Below are 21,535 nucleotides of genomic sequence, written 5' to 3' on the forward strand. Positions count from 1 at the left end.
AATTCGCGGCGGTCATGGCCGGCATCTGTCGAGCGTATGGACTTCCTACACCGACCGCCGCTTCGAAAGTCGTCGGAACCGGGCTTGACACGTTTCGAGGGCCGTTCTCACACTGAGGCTCCCACGCGGTTCCTCCTGCCGGGGTCGGTGGTGAACGGCAGGAGCTTCTGACGCAAGGCGTCGAGTGACCGCGCCGTCTCAGCCGCACGGCTTTCCGGCATTCCCTTATTTCCTTTTACGCAGCATGGAGGCTCAGGCATGGGCGAAAACACCATTCCCCCGACCGGTCGGCGGCGACCGCTGCGCCGCGCCCTGGTGGCGGGGGCTCTCAGCGTCCTCGGCGCCGCCACGGCGTTCGCGGTGCCCACCACCGCCGGCGCCGCCGCCGGCACGCTGGGCGCGGCGGCGGCGCAGAGCGGGCGCTACTTCGGCGCCGCGGTGGCGGCCGGCCGGCTCGGCGAGTCGGCGTACGTGACCACGCTGGACCGGGAGTTCAACTCGGTCACCGCGGAGAACGAGATGAAGTGGGACGCCACCGAACCCACCCGCGGCTCGTTCACGTTCGGTTCCGCCGACCGGATCGTCGACCACGCCCAGAGCAGGGGCATGAAGATCCGCGGGCACACCCTCGTGTGGCACGCCCAGATCCCCGGCTGGGTGCAGAACCTGTCCTCGGCCGCCGACGCGCGCGCCGCGCTGACCGGCCACATCAACGGCGTCATGGGCCACTACCGAGGCAAGATCCACACCTGGGACGTGGTCAACGAGGCCTTCGCCGACGGCGGCGCGGTCGGCTCGCTGCGCAGCTCGATCTGGACGCAGCGGATCGGCAACGGCTTCATCGAGGAGGCGTTCCGCGCCGCCCGCGCGGCCGACCCGAACGCCAAGCTCTGCTACAACGACTACAACATCGACGACGCCGACGCCGCCAAGACCCGTGGCGTCTACAACATGGTCCGCGACTTCAAGGCGCGCGGCGTGCCGATCGACTGTGTCGGCCTGCAGTCGCACTTCGGCCAGGTGCCGAGCAACTACCGGCGGAACATCGAACAGTTCGCCGCGCTCGGCGTGGACGTGCAGATCACCGAACTGGACATCGGCGGCTCCGGGACGGCGCAGGCCGACGCCTACCGGCGGGTCGTGGAGGCCTGCATGGCGGTCTCCCGCTGCACCGGCATCACCGTGTGGGGTGTCACCGACCGGTACTCCTGGCGCTCCGGTGACACCCCGCTGCTGTTCGACGGCAACTACAACAAGAAGCCGGCCTATGACGCGGTCCTGAACGCCCTCAACAACGCCACCCCGAACCCGCCGACCGACCCGCCCTCGGGAGCGTGCTCGGCCACGATCGCGACGACCAACAGCTGGCAGGGCGGATTCCAGTCGACGGTGACCGTCCGCGCGGGCAGCGCACCGGTCAACGGCTGGACGGTCCGGTGGACGTGGCCCGGCGGGCAGAGCATCACCAGCCTCTGGAACGGCGAGCCGACCGGCTCGGGCTCCACCGTGACCGTCCGCAACGCCTCGTACAACGGCTCCATCGCGGCGGGATCCTCCGTCACGTTCGGTTTCACCGCCAACGGCACCGCGGCCACCCCCACCGCCACCTGCACCAGCCCGTGACCGAGTCGACCCGCGTTCACGTGGCGACGCGACTTGGACCACCCGCCCTGCCCGCCGGGCACCCGCTGCGCCGCCGCGTCCCGTACCGCCTCGCCCCGGGCCAGGTCACCTGACCGGCCCGTCGCGCGAGCACGCCCCTCGGCTGCTCTGGCGACGGTGCGGCCCCCGCCCGCATCGAATGCTCCACCGCCCGGCGGGCCCCGGGCATGGCCCGCTCCCGAGAAGAAAGGTCAGCGCCGTGACGCTGTCCCGCAGAGAATTCACCCGGACCGCCCTCGCCTCCGCCGCGCTCGCCGCCACCGGCGTTGTGAGCTTTCCGCGCGCCGCGTCGGCGGCGACGTACAACGCCTACGTGATGGCCTACTTCACCGAGTCGCCGCGGTTCCTGGGCGCGGACTACGGCCTGCACCTGGCGGTCAGCCGGGACGGCCTGAACTGGACGCCCCTGAACCAGAACAACCCGGTCGTCACGCCGACGGCCGGTCAGCTGGGCCTGCGCGACCCGCAGGTGTTCCGCAAGCAGGACGGCACGTTCGTGGTGATCGCCACCGACCTCAAAGGCACCGACTTCAGCCTGAACAGCCAGTACCTGCACGTGTGGGACTCGACGAACCTGACCGCCTTCACCGGATACCGCCGTCTGCGGATGCACACCACCAACGACCACACGTGGGCTCCGACGGTGTTCTGGGACGCCTCCCGGAGCCAGTACGGCATCGTCTACTCCACCGCCAACGTCTTCTGGGTGAACTACACCGCCGACTTCCGGACCGTCAGCAATCCGCAGACCTATTTCAGCCCCGGATTCGGCGTCCTGGACGGTGACATCGTCGTCGACGGCGGAACCACCTACATGTATTACAAGAACCTGGCCGACGGCCGTATCTACGGAGCACGCTCCGCCACAGGCGCGCCCAACAGCTACACCACCTACACCAGCGGCCTGATCCAGGGCAGCGCCATCGAGGCGCCCCTGCTGCACAAACTCAACGACGGCAGCGGATGGCGGCTCTGGGGCGACTCGTTCAGCCCCGTCAACAACGACTACTACGCCTGGTCCTCGAGCAACATCGGCGGCGGCGCGTGGACCCCGATGAACCAGCGCGACTACACCCCGCCGCTGAACTCCAAACACGGATCGATCGCCGGTATCACCGACGCCGAGTACAACGCCCTGATCTCCCGTTGGGGAACGCCCAACTGGGTCCGGCTGAAGTCCTCCAACTACCCGGACCGGTACGTACGGCACCAGGACCGCGTCGGTCGGATCGACGCCTATCCGTTCGACCCCTACCAGGACCAGATGTGGCGAATGGTCCCCGGCCTCGCCGACGCGGCCGGCGTGTCGTTCGAGTCGGTCAATTATCCCGGCAACTACCTGCGGCACAACAACTACGCCATCCGGCTCGACCCCAACGACAACACCGCCACATTCCGCGCCGACGCCACCTTCTACCGCACCGCCGGGCTCGCCGACACGGCATGGTCGTCGTTCCGTTCCTACAATTACCCGACCTACTACCTCAGGCACAACAACTACGTGCTCCGCATCGACCCGCTCAGCACCTCCTCCACTCTCGCCGACCGCCAAGACGCCACCTTCCGCATCACCCCCTGACAAATCAGCCAACCCGACGTAGCAGACGAGTCCGGTACTGGCCGGGCATTCGTGCAAAACCGAAAAAGGATCCATTTCATCGGCAATCGGTATGGTGGGAGTCGATGTCCGCTGATGCGGTTGTAGGGTCCCATTGTGCTCGCCGCATCGTCGCCGATTCTTCTGCTCAAAGATGTCTCAGTCGCCCGGTTGTTCGTGGCTCGGGTGGCGGGAAATGCCGGGGACGGATTCGGGCAGATCGCGTTGTCCTTCGGGGCTCTGCATCTGGGCTACGGGGCGACCGGGTTGTCGGCGGTGGTGGCGTGCAAGACGGCGCCGACGCTGCTGGTCGTGGCGGGTGGCCTCGCCGGAGACCGGTTTCGGCGGCACCGGGTGATGGCGAGTGCGGAGATCCTGGCGGCCGGAGCGTGGACCGGCCTCGCGGCGTGCTTCCTGCTGGGTGCGGCGCCGCTCGCGATGGTGTGCGGGCTGGCGGCGCTGTCCGGGCTTGCCCGCTCCTTGTTGCTGCCCGCCGAGCGGGGGATCGTCGCGGACCTGGTCCATGGCGAGGACAGGCGGGCGGCCAACGCGTTGTTGGGCCAGTCGGTGGCGGCGGGGTTGCTGACCGGGTTGGTCCTGTCGGGGGCCGTCGTCGCGGCGGCGGGGCCGGGATGGGCTGCCGCGATCAAAGCGGGAACGTCCGCGCTCGGGGCGGTACTGCTGACGCGGCTGCGCACACCGCGATGGCGCCGGGACCGGCGGCCGGGCGTCATGACCGACCTGGGCGCGGGGTGGCGGGAGTTCACCTCCACCCAGTGGGTCTGGGCCCTCACCGCCCAGTTCACCGCCGTCGCCGTCGCGGTCACCGCCTTCTCGGCCGTACTCGGCCCGCTCTACATGGCCCAGGGGCATGGCGGCCCTGGAGGCTGGGGCATGGTCGCCGGGCTGGAGGCGGCGGGGGCGCTGGCGGGCGGCGTGGTCGCGGCACGGTGGCGGCCGGCTCGTCCGGTGTTCGCGATGGCCCTTCTCCCGGCGACCGCCACGACTCCGCTGCTGCTGACCGGCGCCGGGGCCGCCTGGTGGACGCTCGCGCTGATGAGCCCGGTCCCCGGCGCCTGCCAGACGATCTATGGGGTGCTGTGGACCACCACGGTGCAGGCCACGTTCCCGCCGCAGGTTCTGGCCCGCGTCAACAGCTGGAACCTGCTGGGCGGGTTCGCCTTCACCCCGGCCGCGGTGCTCGTGGCAGGCCCTCTGTCCAGCGGCTTGGGCGTCACCACCACGACGCTCGGCGCAGCGGCCCTGGTCATCGCGGCCACGCTGGCGACACTGACGTCCACCCAGGTGCGCCACCTCCACACCGAACCACGCGACAGCACGACAAGTGCGGCAACACCCGCCGCGCCCTGAATCAGGTGACCGAACGCGCTACTCAGACACGGACGGCGACCTTCCCTCACGTACGCACCGCATCGCCCACGGCGAGCGGCGGGTCCTGACCAGAGCGGCTGGGGCGCGACGATGGTGTCGCTCGGGCACCTGACGTTCGACCGGGCGTGGTGGTCAGCCGGTCAGGTAGCCGCCGGAGACGTCGACGTCGGTCCCGACGACGGGGGCGGCCTCGGCGGAGCCGAGCCACATCATGACGCGGGCCATCTCCTCCGCGCTGACGATCCGTTTGATCGGGTAGTCCTGGGCGATCTCCTCGTAGGTCATGTCGAACGCCTCGGCGGCGCGGCGCAGCATCGGGGTGTCGACGGCGCCCGGGGCGAACGCGGTGACGCGGACGCCCTCGGCGGCGTACTCCAGCGCGGCCACCTTCGTCAGCGACGCGACACCGTGCTTGCTGGCGTTGTAGGGCGCGATCGTGGCGAAGCCGACCTCCGCGGAGATCGACGCGGTGTTGACGATGACACCGCCGCCCTGCGACCGCATCTGCGGAATCTCGTATTTCATCGCCAGGAAGGTGCCGCCGACATTGGTCCGCCACACCTTCTCCATGTCGTCGAGGGACTGCTCGTGCAGGTGGACGGCACGCGGACTCTCGATTCCGGCGTTGTTGAAGGCGATGTCGAGACGTCCGTGGCGGCGGACGCAGGCCGATACGAATTCCCTGACGTCGCTTTCCCGGCGGACGTCGGCGCGCACATACGTCGCGTCCCCACCCGCCGAGCGGATCCGGGACTCGATGCGGCGGCCGAGGTTCGCGCGGCGGCCGCAGAAGAACACGCGGGCCCCTCCGGCGGCCATCAGTACGGCGGCGGCCTCACCGATGCCGGAGGTGGCACCGGTGATGAGCACCACCTTCCCCCTCAGCCGTCCGGCCGCCGGCGCGGCGGCGCCGGCGGCGGTCCCGGTGCCCAGGACGGCTCCGGCCGCCAGCCCGGCGGCGGCCCCGGCCCGCAGCACCGTGCGTCGGGACGAGAAGCGTTCGCGACTTTCCGGGCGGTCCGCCGCACGCGAACCTTGCTTCGGCAATTCCTGCATTGACGGGGTCTCCCTCTGGTGAGCAGCGCACGGTTGTGTCCGGCGGCCGGTCATATGGCCGGGCGCGCGCCTCCACGCAATCAACGGGGCGCCGATGGCGTCCAATGCCTGTCGCCATTCGTTCCAGGCATAGATGCTCCCGAGGGCGTGCAGGAGGCAGGCGAATGGACGTGGACACCCGGGTGCTGCGCTACTACGTCACCGTGGCCGAAGATCTGAGCTTCACCCGGGCCGCGCAGCGGCTGTTCGTGTCCCAGCCGTCGTTGAGCCGGCAGATCCAGCGGCTGGAGAACGACCTGGGCGTGCGGCTGTTCGAGCGCAGCAGCCGGGAGGTGCGGCTGACCGCGGCGGGGGAGCGGCTGCTGCCCGAGGCGCGCCGGCTGGTGGACGGCTGGCAGCAGGCGATGCGGGACGTGCGCGTCGCCGACGCCGCGCGCAGGAGGCTGCTGCGCGTTGGATTCGTGGCTACGGGCGCGGGCCCGCTGGGACGACGGGCCCGGACCGTCTTCGCCCGGCGCCATCCCGGCGTCACCGTCGAGCCCAAGCGCTTCGACTGGGGCGGCGAGGCGGAGGCGCTGCGCCGCGGCCTGGTCGACGTCGCGTTCGTCTGGCTGCCCGCCGACCTCGACGGACTGCACGCGCAGGTCGTCGCCGAGGAACCGCGCTGGGTGGCCATGGCCGCCGACCACCCCCTGACCGCCAGGGACGACGTCTCGATCACGGACCTGCGGGACGAGCCGCTGCTGTGGACGCGCCGCGCCCCCGCCGCCTGGGTGGACTGGTGGGCGGTCAACCCCCGTCCGGACGGATCGGCGCCCGTGTGGGGCCCGGAGAACGACAACGTCGAGGAAATGCTCGAACACGTCGCCGCCGGGACCGCCGTGTGCTTCGGCACCGAGTCGATGGCGGCCTACTACGCCCATCCCGACCTCACCTGGCGCCGCATCACGGACGTGGACCCCCTCCGCATCGCCATCGCCTGGCCCCGCGACGGCGCCTCCGCCCTGGCCCTCCGCTTCGTCCGAACCCTCACCACCACACGGCCCGCACTCCACGAAACGTCACCCGAGTAGAGGCGGGCCACTTGTGGCTAAGACCCTCGACATCGCGGGGGAGGTCTGGGATAACCGCCACAGGCACACGTCTTAACGTAACGGTGTAATTATGACAACACTCTATGAGCATGCCGGAGGGCATGGGGGGCTCCACCGCTTCATCACGATCTTCTACAACAACCTGCTGAGCGACCCGCTGCTCCAGCCCCTGTTCGGCGTGGGGCGGCCGACCCACATCGAACACCTGACGGCCTTCACCGCGGAGACCTTCGGCGGGCCCGACATGTTCTCCCGGGAAATGGGCGGATTCCCGTCGCTCATCGACGCGCACCGGCACCTGAAGATCACCGCTGAGCAGCGGCAGCGCTTCATCGACCTGTTCATGGCCGCGGCCGACGGCGCGGGATTGCCGGACGACGCGCCGTTCCGGCAGGCGCTGCGCGAACACGTGGAGTTCGGCGCGGAGGTGGCGATGCGGAACTCCCACGCCGAGACCGACGACCAGCTCCATCCCCTCCGCGAAGTCCCCAAGTGGGACTGGCCCTCGCCCACCCCATGAGACCAGGAAGCGGTGCATACCCGCAGCCGCTATTGCGGATGCCGAGGACACCCGCGGACACCGCCGCGCCCTGCGAACAGTCGAACGGAACGGCCTACTGGTCTTGCGTGCCTGGCACACCGCTCCGCGGACAACCGGACAGGACGCACGACGGAGTCGTCGCCACACCGGCCGCGATCAACCCTTCTAGACGGCGATGGGTGTCGTCTCCGTGTCCGCAGGGTCGTCCACGATGCGTGGGCGAATTGACTCAGTACCAGCTTCGCCACTCCCACCTCGGCGCTGCTCCAGAGGCGTTGGTCGTACTCCGGTGCCCGTGCACTGGTGTCGGTGACGTCGTGGGGCGCTTCGGCGAGCAGGACGTCGGCACTGGTGGGCGCCGCAGGATTCGGGCACGGCCGGTGGGAACCGGGCTGCCAAGAAAGATATGCGATCAAGACTTCCGCATGACATGCGGTACAACCGACTTTACGGTCACCACCAAGCTCGCCGCCGAATATCCGTGGCCACGGAAGAACTCGACGTTTGCTCTGACCAAGCTGCCCTGTGCCCCTGTCGCGTGCGCAGTAGGTTGGCTATCGGCGCCAATCCGATATATCGCCCGTTATCACCGGAGCTCCTCCCGTTGTTCATCGTTGGTTGCTGCATTTCATCACCCTCAGTGACCTCGGTAATGACTATAATCACGAGCATGTGCCCAGTGCGCATAAGAATGCGACTGGAAAATTGATGTCTCAATGTCCTCAGTGTCGAGGGTACGTCAACTGCTGTGATCGATTGGACGGAAGTTGCAGTCGTTCAACGAGCGAAGATCAGAAATATCTGGGAGTAATGAGCTCACTGGAGTGATTGCGGGATCGGCTGTTCAGGCCAGGACCATCGAAGGTGGCATCCACATCACCGCCGGTGACCAGACACCGCCGCTACCGGCCCCCGCGCAGCTGCCCCCGCCTGGGCTGTTCGCTGATCGCCGGGATGAGTTGGAGACGCTACGGCGGCTCAGCGAGCACGGTGAGGATGCTCAAGGCGGCAGCCTGGTCGTGATCACCGGCCCCGGCGGTGTCGGGAAGACCACGCTGGCCCTGCACTGGCTGCATCAGCTCAAGATCGACTACGAAGGACAGTTGTTCGTCGACATGCGAGGGTTCTCCGGGGGAGAGCCCCTGCCACCCGCAGAGCCGCTGGAACGTTTTCTGCGGGCTCTGGGCGCGAGGGCCGAGAGCATCCCCGTGAACGTCGACGAGCAGGCGGCCCTGTTCAGATCCATGACCACCGGACGGCGCCTGATCATCATGCTCGACAACGTGGTGTCGGCGGCTCAGGTGCGGCCCCTGCTCCCCGGCGATGGCCCCGCGCTGATTGTGGTGACCACCAGGCGGCGGTTGCCCGGCCTGCTTGTGGACGGGGCGTCTTTCTTCGATCTGAACCCGCTGGGCATGGCGGGGGCGCTGGAACTGCTGACCCATCTCATCGGCCCAGAGCGCATCGGGGCCGAACACGAGCATGCCCGCTCGCTGGTGCGGTTGTGCGGCCGGTTGCCGCTGGCGGTCTGCGCGTCCGGAGCACGTTTGGCCGTCCGCAGGAAGTGGCCGATCGCCCGCATGGTCGGCGAACTCGACGACGAGGCGGGCAGACTGTCACGACTTCGTACGGGCCAGGGCGACACCGGTGAGGGGGAAATATCGGTGACGACCGTATTCAACACCTCCTATCAAGCCCTTGACGACGAACGGGCGCGGGCCTATCGCCTGCTGGGCACCCATCCCGGTCCCGACTTCGACCTCGAGGCGGCCGCGGCTCTGCTGGGGCGGGAGCACGACCGCACCGCCGAACTGGTGGACGGCTTGGTGGACGCCAGCCTCCTCATGGAACAGCCAGCCGATAGATACCAGTTCCACGACCTGGTACGACTTCACGCGCAGGACAAGTCCCGGGAGATCGACCCGGAGGCCGAAAGGAGCGCGGCGTTCACCCGGCTCGCGGACTGGTACCTGCAGACAGCTGTAGCCGCCGACCTGCTCCTTCTGCCGGGCCGCTGGCGTCTCGGCACTTACTACCAGGCTGAACAGCGACGCGACATAGACGACCAGGGACGCTTCACCGAACGTTCCAAGGCCCTGGGATGGCTGGAGCGGGAGCAGGCCAACCTGGTGGCGGTCGCGCAGCGGGCACATGGCCTGAAACTGCACACCCTGACCTGGCAAATCTGCGAGGCGATGTGGTCGCTGTTCTTGCACCGCAAGTACTACCGGGTGTGGATTCAGGCCCATGAGCTGGGCTTGACGGCCGCCGAAGCTTGCGACGACCCAGCGGCCCAGGCCCGGATGCTGGAGGGCTTGGGCATGGCCTACCTGAACCTCCAGGACCACGCTGCCGCACGCGACCGCTTCCAGGCGGCACTCGAGCTGGAACGACGAGCCGACCATCGGATCGGTGAGGCGTCCGCACTCGAAGGCCTGGGCATCGCCGAACAGGCCGCTGGCCGGCATGCGCATGCCGTCGAGCTGTTCACTCGAGCACGAGATGTGCACGCCGAGCTCGGTCGCCCACGAGGGGTGGCCCTCATGCAACGCCACATCGGCCAGACGCTCAGCGCGACTGATCGTCACGCCGAGGCGATCGACAACCTCACCCATGCCCTGCAGTACTTCACGGACGCGAAGGAGCTTTACCACCAAGCCCGCACACTGGGCTGTCTCGGGCGAGCCCACCTGCGGGCGGGCCATCCCGACAACGCCGCCGCAGTGCTCCACCAGGCCCTTGAGGCCGCCCGCCATGCCCAAGCACAGCATGAGGAGGCCAACGTCCTGCGCGCCTTGGCCGAAGTGGCGGCACAGCACGACGATCCAGCGACCGAACGCCGCCATCTGCAGGAGGCGCTGGACATCTATACCGCCCTCGACGCGCCGCAGACGGAAGAGGTCCGAACCCGGCTCGCCGAAATCCCCGCTACCCCACCCGAGAGTGAGAGCCCCGCTGATCCTCCGGCATGACCCGCACCCCAGGCCGTACCGCCGCATGGCCACGGATAACTGTCAGCCGCGCCGTGTCCAGCGCGTCCAACGGCCGACCCGCGACGATCCACGCGTGAATCGCCGAAGCATACGACAGCACATCGTCCCCGACCCATGACCCGTGCCGAACCGGAACGAGTCGGGCCTTCCAGCCGGAGACCGTGGTCACCACGGCATGGCCATGCCCGTGTGGGGTCAGGGCCATGATGAGACATCCGGGGAAGCGGCCGTGGAGTTCGCCCAGACGAGTCGGTCTCGGGTCCGGCCCCTGGAAGCGGCGAACGATCACGTCCGCGCACGACAGCCACGTCCATGACCTCTCATCGGGGCCGGCTGCGAGATGCTCGTCCAGTAGGGGCTGCTGTCTCTCCGCTGTGGCGGAGAGCCGCTCCGGTGAAGCAACGTGGGTACGTACGGGAGACGACCGGCGGAGGTTGACGAGCATCGCTGACGTCAACGCTCCGTCGATCAGCACACGTTCCACGTCTCGGGTCTGCCAGTCGAGCATGTCGCGCGGGTCATGAGTCTCCCGGACGCTCACCAGCGACGTGTCCGTGCTCATCACGCCGCCTGTATTCCGTCGTGAGTGATCGGCCGCGGCAAGGGCACGGGGACGATTCGCGGCGGGCTCTGACGGTCCGGCAGCCGCATGAGCCGGTACATCTCCCGGCGAATGAGCCGAGCCGCCTCACCGGGCCTGGAACTGAGCTCCCGCCGGAAGTCGGCGTACGCGTCGGCGGAGAAGGAATGAACGGCCTCGTCGAGTTGTCGGCGCAGGGACCGGTCCCAGTCCACCCGCGCGGCCATCATGCCGAGTCTGGCGGTGTGAGAGCCGGGCGCCACGCTGTCCTCTGGGAAGGCGCCGAGGAGCACCGGTACGCCCAGGGCGGCGCCATAGCAGGTCACCGAGCCATGATCGCCCACGATTCGGTCAGCGGCGACGAGCGCCGCGCGCCAACCCTCCTCGGGAGGGAGCAACCGCAGCCCCAACCGCAGGCAGTCCGCGTACCACGAGGTCACCTGCCGTCTGCCGTACCAGGCCCAGACATGGGGGTGCAGTGCGGCGACGATCCGGTACTCGTCCGACGGCAGTTCGGCCGTCACGCGCAGTAGCAGATCGGGGTGCTGTCCCAGCAGGGAGTTCGTGTCCCAGGTTGAACTGAGAAAGATCATTTGCTGTCCGTCCTCCACACCCAGGGCCCGGCGGTAGGCGTCCCGGTAGGGAAGGCTCACCATCAGCCGGTCCAGGCACGGATCACCGGCGACGAAGGTCACCGGCAATGCTTCGGGACATTCCCGTTCGAGCATGGCCTGGTGCCGCTCATGCGCCATCGCGATCGACGACGGCACCACACGCCCGGCGACGACCAGCCGTTCCCGGATGAGGCCGGTGACTGGACGGGAGGCAGGAGGGCCGAGCCCCTCGCGTCGGTGCAGTAGCTTGCCCGGGCCGGATCCGTGCGCAACCGTCATGACGGGTGCGTGCAAATTCTCCAGCATGCCATGACTCGCGGCGATGGCCAGGTCGAACTTCAACTGGGTCGCCTGTCGCCACGGCAGCACCACCCCGCCGAGTCCGCGCAGGAACTCCTCCAGCCCACCGGTGAAGATGGACGCGGGTGCTGCGGTGTAGGCGACCGCCACCCTCCGGTCGCTCTCCAGCAGAGGGAGGACGTCCGCCAAACGCGTCGCCGCGGTGATGTGGTGCGCGACGGCGAGGACCTTGCGAGGGGTGGGGACCGTCGAGCCCTTGGACGCGTTCAGATCGAAGGGCCCGGGGATCCACGAGTCTGCGGAACAGTGCACTTCAGCCTCCTCGGCAGGGTTGCTTCGCTTCGGCCGGTCCCCGATGCGAAATGGTGGTGAGATCGGCGGTGGCCGGCGTGACATGCCGGGCCGGCCCGGCGTCGTCACTGTGCCCGCACCCGACCATCGGGCAACGAGGGCGTGGCGCCGCGTGGGTTGTTGTGAAAGCCCGGGCCGCCGCGCTACTTCGGGCCGACCCCTTCCATGCCCTCACGCCATTCGGAGCCGCACATCCCCGTCGAGTAACACTCTGTGCCGAGCGGGGGCGGCCGCGCAGTGCCCTCATCACGGAGCGATTGTGATCCGCCACGGAATCGAGGGTCGGCGAAGTGCCTTGACGAAATCTTGCAGTATCCCTGACGGTGGTGGTAACGATGTCCCATGTTGGCCAGGTGATCAGCGTTGCCGATTCTGGCGACTGCCATCTGTTGATGCAAGGATCAATCGAAGAGGAGTTTTCCGCAAAGGGGCGCTGATGATGTTCCGCGTCATGGGCCCCGTTGAGCTGTGGATCGACGGCCAGCGGCGCGACCTCGGAACGGCCAAGGAGCGATGCCTCCTCGCGGCCCTGCTGCTCGCCCCCCGACAACCGGTGTCCGTGCAATCCCTCATCCGTCGGGTCTGGGACGAGAATCCGCCGGCCAAACCACGGCAAAGCCTCTACTCCTACATAACGCGGCTGCGGCACCGCCTCGACGGGGTGGAAGGTGTCCGACTGAAATCCCGGCAGGGCAACTACATGATCGACGTCGAGGACGAGGCTGTCGATCTGCACCGCTTCCGCCTGTTGCGGGACCAGGCCCGTGCCATCGCTGCAAGCGGCGACGACGAGTACGCCCTGGAACGCTACCGCGAAGCTGCCAAACTCTGGAGGGCGGCTCCGCTGGCCGACCTTTCCGGTGACTGGGTGGAGCGTACGCGCCGAAGCCTGGAAGAGGAGTTACTGACCGCGACGTTCGAACGGATCGACATCCAACTACGCCGTGGCCACCACGCTGATCTGGTGGGGGAGTTGTCGGCCCTGGTCGAACGGCATCCGTTCGACGAGCGGCCCGTCGAGCGTCTGATGGTGGCGCTGTACCGCTCAGGGCGGCAGGCCGAAGCCTTGAACGTCTACCGGCGTACGCGTGATCACTTGGCGACGGAACTGGGCACCGACGCCGGGCCTCGGCTACAAGAGGTGCAGCGGCGAATCCTGCGGAGCGATCCGGCCTTGGCCCGCGTCCCCGGCCCGCAATCGGCCATCGACCGCCCCCCGAACAATCTGCCCCATGACGTGCACGCCTTCACCGGTCGCAACGGCGAACTCCAGGAGTTGCTGGAGGCGGTGTCCACCGGGGACGGGCCAGGGCCCTCGGGCGCGGCGGTCAAGGTGATCACAATAGACGGGATGCCCGGGGTCGGGAAGTCGGCGCTTGCCGTCCATCTCGCGCACCGCCTGACCGGGCGCTTCCCGGACGGGGGCGTCTTCCTGGATCTGCATGCACACGATCCCGGCCAGGAGCCGTTGGACCCCGCGAGTGCCCTTCACACGCTGCTCCGCCTGATCGGGGTCGCCACGGCACGCATCCCCAGAACGCTGGACGAGCGTGCCGCCTTGTGGCGGTCTCAACTTGCGGGCAGCCGCATGGTCGTCGTGCTCGACGACGCCGCGGGACACGACCAGGTCCGGCCTTTGCTGCCAGCCTCCGCCGGATGCCTCGTCATCATCACCAGCCGGCGCCGCCTGACCGGACTGCACGAGGCGCACACCCTGTCGTTGGACGTCCTGCCCGTCGAGGACGCCGTCGCCCTGTTCTCGCGCATAGCCGGAACGGGCCGAGTGGCGGATGACCTCTCCGATGTCACCGCGGTCGTGAGGCGCTGCGGCCGCCTGCCGCTAGCGGTGGGGATCGCGGCCAGCCGGCTCCGGCACCGCCGTGCCTGGACCGTCGCCGATCTGCTCGCGCGGCTCGGTTCGGACGATCGCCGCCTGCAGGAGTTGCGAACTGAGGGCAGCGAGATCACGTTGGTGTTCGAGGTCTCGTACCGGGGGCTTGCGCCGCCGCTGCGCGAGGCGTTCCGTGCTCTCGGCCTCCACCCCGGGCCCGATCTGACCGCCTATGTCGCAGCGGCGATTCTGGGGTGCTCAGTCGACGAGGCCGAGCGGATCCTCGAGGAACTACTGGACCGGCACCTGATCATCGAATCCGTTCGCGGGCGCTACCACTTTCATGACCTCGTGCACGACTACGCCCGGCGCCTTGGCCGGCAGTCAGACACCGACGCCGAGCGCGCCCGCATCCGCCATCGGATTCTCGACTTCTACCTCGCGACCGCGGACAAGGCGGACCGGCTGCTCTCCCCGCACCGACGTCGGCCCCGGGTCCGCGTCGCCTATCCGCCAGCGGAACTGCCCCCGTTGCACACAGAGGAGCAGGCGCAGGAATGGTTCTCCGTCGAGCTTGAATGCCTGTTGAATGCTATTCGCCACGCTTCCCCGGGCCATGTGGCTCAGCTGGCCCAGGTGCTTGCCGGCTTCTTGGAGGCCCAGGGTCACTGGGAGGTGGCGGCCGAAATCCACGAACGTGCCATTGTCGCATGGGGGCAGTTGGGGGATCGGCGTGGGATGGCCGTCGCGCTTGCGGATCTCAGTCGCATCCGGCTCCGCAGCACCGAGTACGAAAGTGCGTTGGACAACGCTGAAAAAGCCTTGCAGATCTATCGGTCGCTTTCCGAACGGCATGGGGAAGCCGACATTCTCGACCACATCAGCCTCATTCGATGGCACCAATCTCGCTTTGCGGATGCACTGGCCCCCTGCCAGGAGGCGTTGGAGATACGCCGTTCGCTGGGGGATCGCCGTGGTGAGGCCAAAAGTCTCGATCACGCGGCGATTTTCTGTGAGTATATTGGCCGCTACGCGGAAGCCGAACGACTGCGTGAGAGTGCGCTCACGCTTTTTTCCGAGGTCGATGACCTCCCCGGCCGGATGATGGCGCTGAACAACATGGGCGACCTGGCCCTGCGCATGGGACGGGTGGAGGCGGCGGTGCGTTTCTACGAAGAGACTGCGGCGGCCGCCGCGAAACTGGGCCGCCAGTATCAGGCAATCTGGCTCAGCAACATGGCGAACATCCACCGACACACCGGCCGTAACGAAGATGCTCTCGAAAGCTATCGCAGGGCACTGGCGGTCTTTATGGAGATCGGTGACCGGCGCAACGTGATAGAGACTCTGATTGGAATAGGTGCAGCTTTTCATGAGGTTGGACGTTACGGGGAGGCCCTCGTTCACCATCAGAAGGCGAGGGCCCTCGCCCGTATCGTGAACGGTCGTTATGAAGAAGCAATGGCTTTGCGTCGAATGGGAGATGCTCTGACGGGGGCCGGACGATATCGGGCCGCCGTCGACTGCTTCCGGCAGGCCCATGACCTGGCCGGCCGGATCGGTGTTCCCTACGAGACCGCCAAGGCGTTGGAGGGCATGGGCCGGGCGCTTCTGCATCTGGAAGGCCGGGAGGCGGCTCGTAGGTGCTGGCGCCAGGCTATGGGCATTCTGGAATCATCTGGTCTCCCCGAGGAGGAAAGGGTCAAATCCTACCTGCGGGAGACAGGCGGTACTTTTGGGGCATAGTGAGGCATGGCGCATTGAGGTCGCTGCCTGCGCTAGACTGCCAGCTTGGTCTCGTGTGACAGTTTAGAGGAAGATCGTTGACCGTCCTCTCCGCGCCCGCGTTCGCTGTAAGCTAGCGCGCGTTCGGCATTCGGGCGTTCGCCGGTGCCGGTCTTGGAACGTTCATCTTTGGAGAGGATGAGATGCTTCGCCGTATTGGGATCATCGCTATGGCGGTAACCATCAGCGTCATTGCCGGCGCTGGGCCGGCGAGCGCAGCGGTCTCCATTATCATGTGGTGACCGAATATTAAGGGGGGTGGCGCTGGCCGCCCCCCTTAATATTTTGAGGACTGCCGTGGGCCGGCGCTTCGAGGATGTGACGGCCCGCTGGGGTGGGGCCGTCCGCGACTGCGTTCGCCGAGGTCGTGGGACTGCGGTGACCAGCAGGTTGTTACACCTCCATGACAGCTACCTCCAGAACACCCCCAGCCTCGCACACATGGCCGACGGGTCATGAGCGTCGTGGTGGCGGGAAGGCGCCCCAGGTGTGGTCGCTCGCTGGAACTTCGTGCACCGTTCGCCGCGCGTCTGTGTCAGGTGGGGATGGTCTTTTGCCAGAAGGTGGTGGTTGCCTGCTCTACCTCGGAGGGGGCGTCCACGAAGGGCCAGTGGCCGCTTTCGGGGAGGACGACGACTTCGGCGTGAGGGAACGTGGCGCGCTGGACCAGGGCCTGCGCGGGCCCCATGTACGGGTCGTGGGCGCCCCAGACGACCAGGACGGGGACGTCCAGCCGGCCCAGCACCGGCGACACCGCCGCCGACCAGCCGGCCGGGTCGTCGAACGAACGGTAGAGCCGCAGGACCGCCCGGCGCGTCGCGCGGTCGAAGTCGTCGAACATGCGGTCCAGGAACGGGCGGGGAAGGCCGCGCGGATTGCCGCGCCTCCCGACCAGGAGGTGGAAGGCCCGGCGGGTCGTCGTCGCCATGAAGACCTCGCCGACGACCGGCGTCCGCCACACCCGCGCCAGGACGTGCCAGCGGTAACCGAGGAGAACCCCGGTGTCCACCAGGACCAGGCCGGTCAGCCGGTCGGGATGGCGGACGGCCCAGGCCAGCCCCCACGGGCCCCCGAAGTCGTGCAGGCAGAGATGAGCCTTCCGTATGCCCAGGTCGTCCAGCACGGCGCCGAAGAACTCGGCGTGCCCGTCCACGCTGTGCGGGAAGCCACGCGGTTTGTCGGCCCGGCCGAATCCGGGGGCGTCCCAGGCGACGGCTCGCGTGTGGCGGCCGGCCTGGAGCAGCAACCCCTCCCAGTCGGCGCCGGACCCCGGGTTCCCGTGGACGAAGACGACCGCCTCCCCGTCGCGGCCCTCGCCGTGTTCCCGGACGACGGTCCGGATGCCGTTGACGGTGCGTTCGTAGACCTTCACGGCCGGGCCGCCTTGCCGTCGGAGCGCCGTGGACGCAGGGCCCGCCAGGCCATCGAGGGCCGCAGCAGGCCGCCCGGTGGTTCGACCAGGCTGGTCACGCGGAAGAAGCGGGAGGCCGCCGCCTCGTCCAGGGAGACGGCCCGCTGGACCCGCTTGACATAGGCGTCGGTGACACGGAACGACAGAGGACGCGGGGCCTGGATCTCGGGGATCGCCAGGTCGGCCTGGACCGCCAGCCGCCAGACCGGGGCCACCACGCGCGCCACGGCGCGGAAGTAGCGGCGGGCCAGGTCATGGTCGCCGTCCATCAACGTGCGCCGGAGCGCACCCGCCTGCAGGGCGGCCACGGACATGCCCTGGCCGTAGATCGGGTTGAAGCTGCACACGGCGTCGCCCGCCACCAGCAGGCCCTGAGGGAACGAACGGAGTTTCTCGTAACGTCGCCGGCGGCTGGTCGGGAACCGGAACCGCCGGATCTCGCTCAGCGGTTCGCTGTCCTTCAGCATGGCGAACGTCTCGTCCGGAGCCACCGTACGGGCGAATTCCATGAATCCCTCCTCGTCGGTCGGAGGGTGACCCGCGTACCCCACCAGCGTCAGCAGCCACCGCGCATCGCCCTCGACCTTGAACAGCGCCATGCCGCGCGACAGGTCGGGCCTCGGGCCGATCAGCATGCCCTTGTCGCCTCCGAGAGCGTCGTCGGGGGCGCCCACCAGCCTCGACGAGTAGCCGACGTCGACGTGGAGTTCGTCCGCGGGCGGGGCCGGGAAGCCGAGTTCGGCCAGCCACGCGGGGCTGCGCGCGCCCCGTCCCATCGCGTCCACGACGAGGTCGGCGTCCAGGATCCGTTCTCCTTCGCCGCCGTTCACGCGTGCCCCGGTGACGCGGCCGCCGTGGAAGGTCAGCCCCACCGCGGCATGGCCGTCGAGGAACGTGACGCCTCCGCGCGCCTCCATACGGCGGCGGACGTGGCCTTCGAGGAACGGCCGGGTCATGGACACGAACTCGCCCACATGCCCCCGGCGCACCTCGCGTCCCGCGACCTGCGAGCGGAACCGCTCCAGCGCCGGCATGGAAACGGCCCCGTCCTCGATGAGCTCATCGGTGAGGCCGGGGAACATCCGCTCCATCAACTGCTTTCCCCGGGTCAGCAGCAGATGCGCGTGTTCGCCCTGCGGCACGCCCCGCCTCCGTTCCGCCGGAGCCGCCGGCCGGTCCCGCTCGACCACCGTGACGGTCTCGTACGACTCCGCGAGCGCCCGCGCCGTGAACAGCCCGGCCATTCCGGCCCCCAGAACGACGGCATGCTCACCCAAAACCGGCATTCGATGCGCCTCCCCGCAATCGGCAATGCCGCGAGCATGTGTCACGGGACCGGCCGGGACCATCCGCCAGATTGCTCGGCCGACGACCACAACAGGCCGCGCACTTCCTCCCGCCCATCACTGACCGGAGTACATGGCGTGGGACGGGTGGCCACATGGATTGGTCTGTTGTGGCCATGGGGGGTGCGTGTTGGACTGGTGCCATCCCCCCTGTCCCCGAGGATCGGGAGCGATCGATGACAGACCCGTTGACCCTGGCGATCGCGGCGGCGGCCGCCGGCAAGGCGGTGGAGCTCACCGGCCAGCCCGTCAAGGACGGCATCGTCGCGATCAGCCGGAAGGTGCGTGAGAGGTTCCGCGGACGCCCGGCCGACGAGGAGGTGCTGAGCGGTGCGATCGCCGATCCCGACGACGCCGAACGGGTCGCCCGGCTCACCGAGGCGCTGCGCCGGGCCATCGAGGAGGCACCGGCGTTCGCCGACGACCTGCAGAGCGCCGTCCGCCACGCCATGGACCAGGACCCGGACTTTCGTGCCCACGTGGAGAACCGGCTCCAGCAGGCTAGGACGGCGACCGCGACCAGCGGCGACGGCGTCACCAACATCTTGAACGCCCCGGCCGAGAAGGTCGTCCAGATGCGCGATGTGGACGGCGGCATCCACTTCCACTGATGCAGCCGCCGCGCCCTTGCCATTTGTGTGGGCGGATAGCGTGAGTGGCGCCCACCAGGCCGTGAGGGAACGTGTTCTGAGCATGATCCCGGCCTGGTGGGCGCCACGGTCGGGCGGCCCCGGGCGTGTCTAGGCGTTCTTGGCGGCGGTGTAGCGGGCGGCGACGTCGGCCCAGTTGACCAGGGACCACAGCTTTTCGACGTAGTCGGGGCGCACGTTGCGGTACTGCAGGTAGTAGGCGTGCTCCCAGGCGTCGAAGACCAGCAGCGGGGTGGTGCCCATGCCGACGTTGCCGTGGTGGTCGTAGACCTGCTCCACCACCAGGCGTCCGCCGACCGGTTCCCAGGCCAGCACGCCCCATCCCGAGCCCTGCACGGTGGACGTGGCCGTGGACAGCTGCTTCTGGAACGCCTCGAACGATCCGAAGTGCTCGTCGATGGCGTCGGCCAGTTCGCCGTCGGGGCGGTCGCCGCCGTCGGGGGACAGGTTGTCCCAGAAGATCGAGTGCAGCACGTGCCCCGACAGGTTGAACGCCAGCGTCTTCTCCAGCCCGACCAGGCCGCCGTACTGCTCCTTGTCGCGTGCCTCCGCCAGTTTCTCCAGGGTGTCGTTGGCGCCCTTGACGTAGGCGGCGTGGTGCTTGCCGTGGTGCAGTTCGAGGATCTCACCGGTGATCGCCGGTTCCAGGGCGGCGTAGTCGTAGGGCAGATCGGGCAGCGCGTAGGTCGACATGACGACCACTATTGCAAACGAGTCGCAGTTGCATCAAGCATGCAGAAAGGGGGGCCGGGACCTACTGATCCAGGGCGCGCAGGAAACGCGCGGCCAGTGGGGCGGCCGTCCTGCCGCCCGAGCCGCCGGACGCGACGAGGACGGCGAACGCCACGTCGCCGCGGAAGCCGATGAACCAGGCGTGCGGTTCCCCGCCGTCGCCGACCTCGGCGGTTCCGGTCTTGCCCGCCGTGCCCTCCGGCAGGCCCGCGCCTTTCGCGGTGCCGTCGGTGACGGCCGCGCGCATCATGTCGCGCAGCGCGCCCGCGGCCGGAACCCGGCGGGAGGGCTGCCGGTCCTCACGGATCAGCTTGGCGTCGACCAGCCGCGGCGGCCGCCACCGCCCGTCCGCGGCCGCCGCCGCGACCATCGCCATCACCAGCGGGCTGGCCTGTACCCGGCCCTGGCCGATGGCCGCCTCGGCGAGTTCGGCGCCGCCGTCCGGCTCGGGGAAGCCGCCCCGGACGGCCGCGATCCCGGGGGTGATGGGGCCGCCGAAGCCGAACGACTTCGCGGCGTCGGCCAGCTTGCCGGCCCCCAGCCGGTCGACGGTCAACTGCGCGAACGTGGTGTTGCAGGAGTGGGCGAAGGCGTCCCGCAGCGCGGTGTCACCGAGTGAGAGGTCGTCGGAGTTGCGGATGGTGCGCTGCGCGGTGACCACCGACGCGGGGCAGCCGACGCCGCTGCCGGCGGACATGCCGTCCGACAGCAGGGCGGCGGCGGTGACCACCTTGAACGACGAGCCGGGCGGGTAGGAGCCCAGGAACGCGTTGCGTCCGCCCAGCCTGTCGGCGACGGCCAGCACCTCCCCGGTGGACGGGCGCACCGCCACCAGGGCGGCGGTCCCGTCGGAGATCGTCTCCTCGGCGGCGGCCTGGATCCTGCGGTCCAGGGTCGTCTTTATCCGTTCGGCCGGGTCGGCGCCCAGCACCGCCAGCCGCTGCGGCGGCCTGCCGCCCGTGGTGACCTCGACGGCCCAGCCCATGGTGTCGGCGCCGGTGTTGCCGAAGCTCTCCGACAGGGCCGCGATGTACGGCTGGAGCAGGCCGGCGTCCGGCAGCGCCCGTCCGCTCCGGTCGGCGAACGTCACGGGGGCGGTCTCGGTCTCGGTGAGCTTCCAGGTGGCGGGTCCGGTCAGCGCCGGATGCAGGGTGGCGGGGCTCCACAGCACTCGCCAGCGGCCCTTCACCAGGCCCAGCTCGAGGGTGGACCGGTAGGTCCAGGTGACCCGGCTTCCCAGGTTGCGGGTGACCGTGAACTCCTGGCGCGCCCGATCCGGATCGGTGGAGGGGCGCACCAGCGGGGCCGGCGCCAGCCTGATCGAGTACACCAGCAGGCCCTGGGACAGCGCCCGGTGCTGTTCGGCGAAGTCGTCCGGCGGGTCGGCGACCAGCTCGGCCATGCTGGTCAGCGAGCCGTTCCGCCAGGCGGCGAAGTAGTCGCGGGAGACCTGCTCGGGGCTGCCCGGGCTCCGCCGCGACAGCCTGTACGCGGAGACGACTCCGGCCGCCAGGACGACGGCCAGCACCCCGGCCAGGACGAGGACGCCACGAGCTCGCAAAGCCGCTCCCTCCAGAGGCCGCCCTTGATCTTCGCCGAT

14 protein-coding genes are annotated in these 21,535 nt (G+C 68.8%); 8 read left to right on the forward strand and 6 right to left on the reverse strand.

From position 1 onward, the window contains the following. Nucleotides 1–258: 258 nt before the first annotated feature. The 3 genes from ABD811_RS33660 to ABD811_RS33670 all read left to right on the forward strand — a co-directional run bounded on the left by ABD811_RS33660 (nt 259) and on the right by ABD811_RS33670 (nt 4,630). On the forward strand, nt 259–1,623 hold the full coding sequence (locus ABD811_RS33660; protein ID WP_344955855.1) for a glycoside hydrolase family 10 protein: 1,365 nt from the start codon (nt 259–261) through the stop codon (nt 1,621–1,623). Between the two features lie 238 nt (nt 1,624–1,861). Further along, nucleotides 1,862–3,241 (forward strand): glycoside hydrolase family 43 protein, encoded by a 1,380-nt coding sequence (locus ABD811_RS33665; protein WP_344955857.1) that lies wholly within the window; start codon nt 1,862–1,864, stop codon nt 3,239–3,241. 135 nt (nt 3,242–3,376) lie between these two features. Further along, nucleotides 3,377–4,630 carry an MFS transporter gene (locus tag ABD811_RS33670; RefSeq protein WP_344955859.1) on the forward strand — a complete coding sequence of 418 codons (1,254 nt, stop codon included), beginning with the start codon at nt 3,377–3,379 and terminating at the stop codon, nt 4,628–4,630. Between the two features lie 153 nt (nt 4,631–4,783). On the opposite strand, the gene ABD811_RS33675 is transcribed toward ABD811_RS33670, so the two are convergent. Continuing rightward, entirely contained in the window at nt 4,784–5,707 is a 924-nt protein-coding gene (locus tag ABD811_RS33675) for an SDR family NAD(P)-dependent oxidoreductase (RefSeq protein ID WP_344955861.1), read from the reverse strand. A 164-nt stretch (nt 5,708–5,871) separates the two neighbouring features. On the opposite strand from ABD811_RS33675, the gene ABD811_RS33680 reads away from it, so the two are divergent. The 3 genes from ABD811_RS33680 to ABD811_RS33690 all read left to right on the forward strand — a co-directional run bounded on the left by ABD811_RS33680 (nt 5,872) and on the right by ABD811_RS33690 (nt 10,314). Continuing rightward, on the forward strand, nt 5,872–6,780 hold the full coding sequence (locus tag ABD811_RS33680; protein ID WP_344955862.1) for a LysR family transcriptional regulator: 909 nt from the start codon (nt 5,872–5,874) through the stop codon (nt 6,778–6,780). 91 nt (nt 6,781–6,871) lie between these two features. Then, a complete protein-coding gene (locus tag ABD811_RS33685) occupies nt 6,872–7,321 on the forward strand; it encodes a group II truncated hemoglobin (RefSeq protein WP_344955864.1) in 450 nt (149 codons plus the stop codon). A gap of 845 nt (nt 7,322–8,166) precedes the next feature. Further along, on the forward strand, nt 8,167–10,314 hold the full coding sequence (locus ABD811_RS33690) for an ATP-binding protein (protein WP_344955866.1): 2,148 nt from the start codon (nt 8,167–8,169) through the stop codon (nt 10,312–10,314). A gap of 582 nt (nt 10,315–10,896) precedes the next feature. Here ABD811_RS33690 and ABD811_RS33695 read toward each other — a convergent pair. Beyond that, nucleotides 10,897–12,141, reverse strand: coding sequence for a hypothetical protein (locus tag ABD811_RS33695; protein WP_344955868.1), 1,245 nt, complete (start codon nt 12,139–12,141; stop codon nt 10,897–10,899). Nucleotides 12,142–12,616: 475 nt separating this feature from the next. Here ABD811_RS33695 and ABD811_RS33700 point away from each other — a divergent pair, with 475 nt between their 5' ends. Continuing rightward, nucleotides 12,617–15,757 carry an AfsR/SARP family transcriptional regulator gene (locus tag ABD811_RS33700; RefSeq protein ID WP_344955870.1) on the forward strand — a complete coding sequence of 1,047 codons (3,141 nt, stop codon included), beginning with the start codon at nt 12,617–12,619 and terminating at the stop codon, nt 15,755–15,757. 574 nt (nt 15,758–16,331) lie between these two features. Here the strand turns inward: ABD811_RS33700 and ABD811_RS33705 are convergent. Both ABD811_RS33705 and ABD811_RS33710 read right to left on the reverse strand, forming a co-directional pair. After that, entirely contained in the window at nt 16,332–17,168 is an 837-nt protein-coding gene (locus ABD811_RS33705; RefSeq protein WP_344955871.1) for an alpha/beta fold hydrolase, read from the reverse strand. After that, nucleotides 17,165–18,493, reverse strand: coding sequence for an FAD-dependent oxidoreductase (locus ABD811_RS33710; protein ID WP_344955873.1), 1,329 nt, complete (start codon nt 18,491–18,493; stop codon nt 17,165–17,167). The genes ABD811_RS33705 and ABD811_RS33710 overlap by 4 nt, the downstream gene beginning before the upstream one ends. 236 nt (nt 18,494–18,729) lie before the next feature. Between ABD811_RS33710 and ABD811_RS33715 the strand changes: the two genes are divergently transcribed. Further along, nucleotides 18,730–19,164, forward strand: coding sequence for a hypothetical protein (locus tag ABD811_RS33715; protein WP_344955875.1), 435 nt, complete (start codon nt 18,730–18,732; stop codon nt 19,162–19,164). A gap of 129 nt (nt 19,165–19,293) precedes the next feature. Here the strand turns inward: ABD811_RS33715 and ABD811_RS33720 are convergent, their stop codons facing one another. Beyond that, the gene (locus tag ABD811_RS33720) at nt 19,294–19,896 is read right to left on the reverse strand and encodes a superoxide dismutase (RefSeq protein WP_344955876.1); all 603 of its coding nucleotides are present in this window, start codon (nt 19,894–19,896) and stop codon (nt 19,294–19,296) included. A 61-nt stretch (nt 19,897–19,957) separates the two neighbouring features. Continuing rightward, nucleotides 19,958–21,496: a penicillin-binding transpeptidase domain-containing protein gene (locus tag ABD811_RS33725; RefSeq protein ID WP_344955878.1), complete on the reverse strand. Its 1,539-nt coding sequence runs from the start codon at nt 21,494–21,496 to the stop codon at nt 19,958–19,960. Between the last annotated feature and the right edge of the window lie 39 nt (nt 21,497–21,535).

The organism is Actinomadura miaoliensis (genome assembly GCF_039536785.1).
GTDB classification, from domain to species: domain Bacteria; phylum Actinomycetota; class Actinomycetes; order Streptosporangiales; family Streptosporangiaceae; genus Spirillospora; species Spirillospora miaoliensis.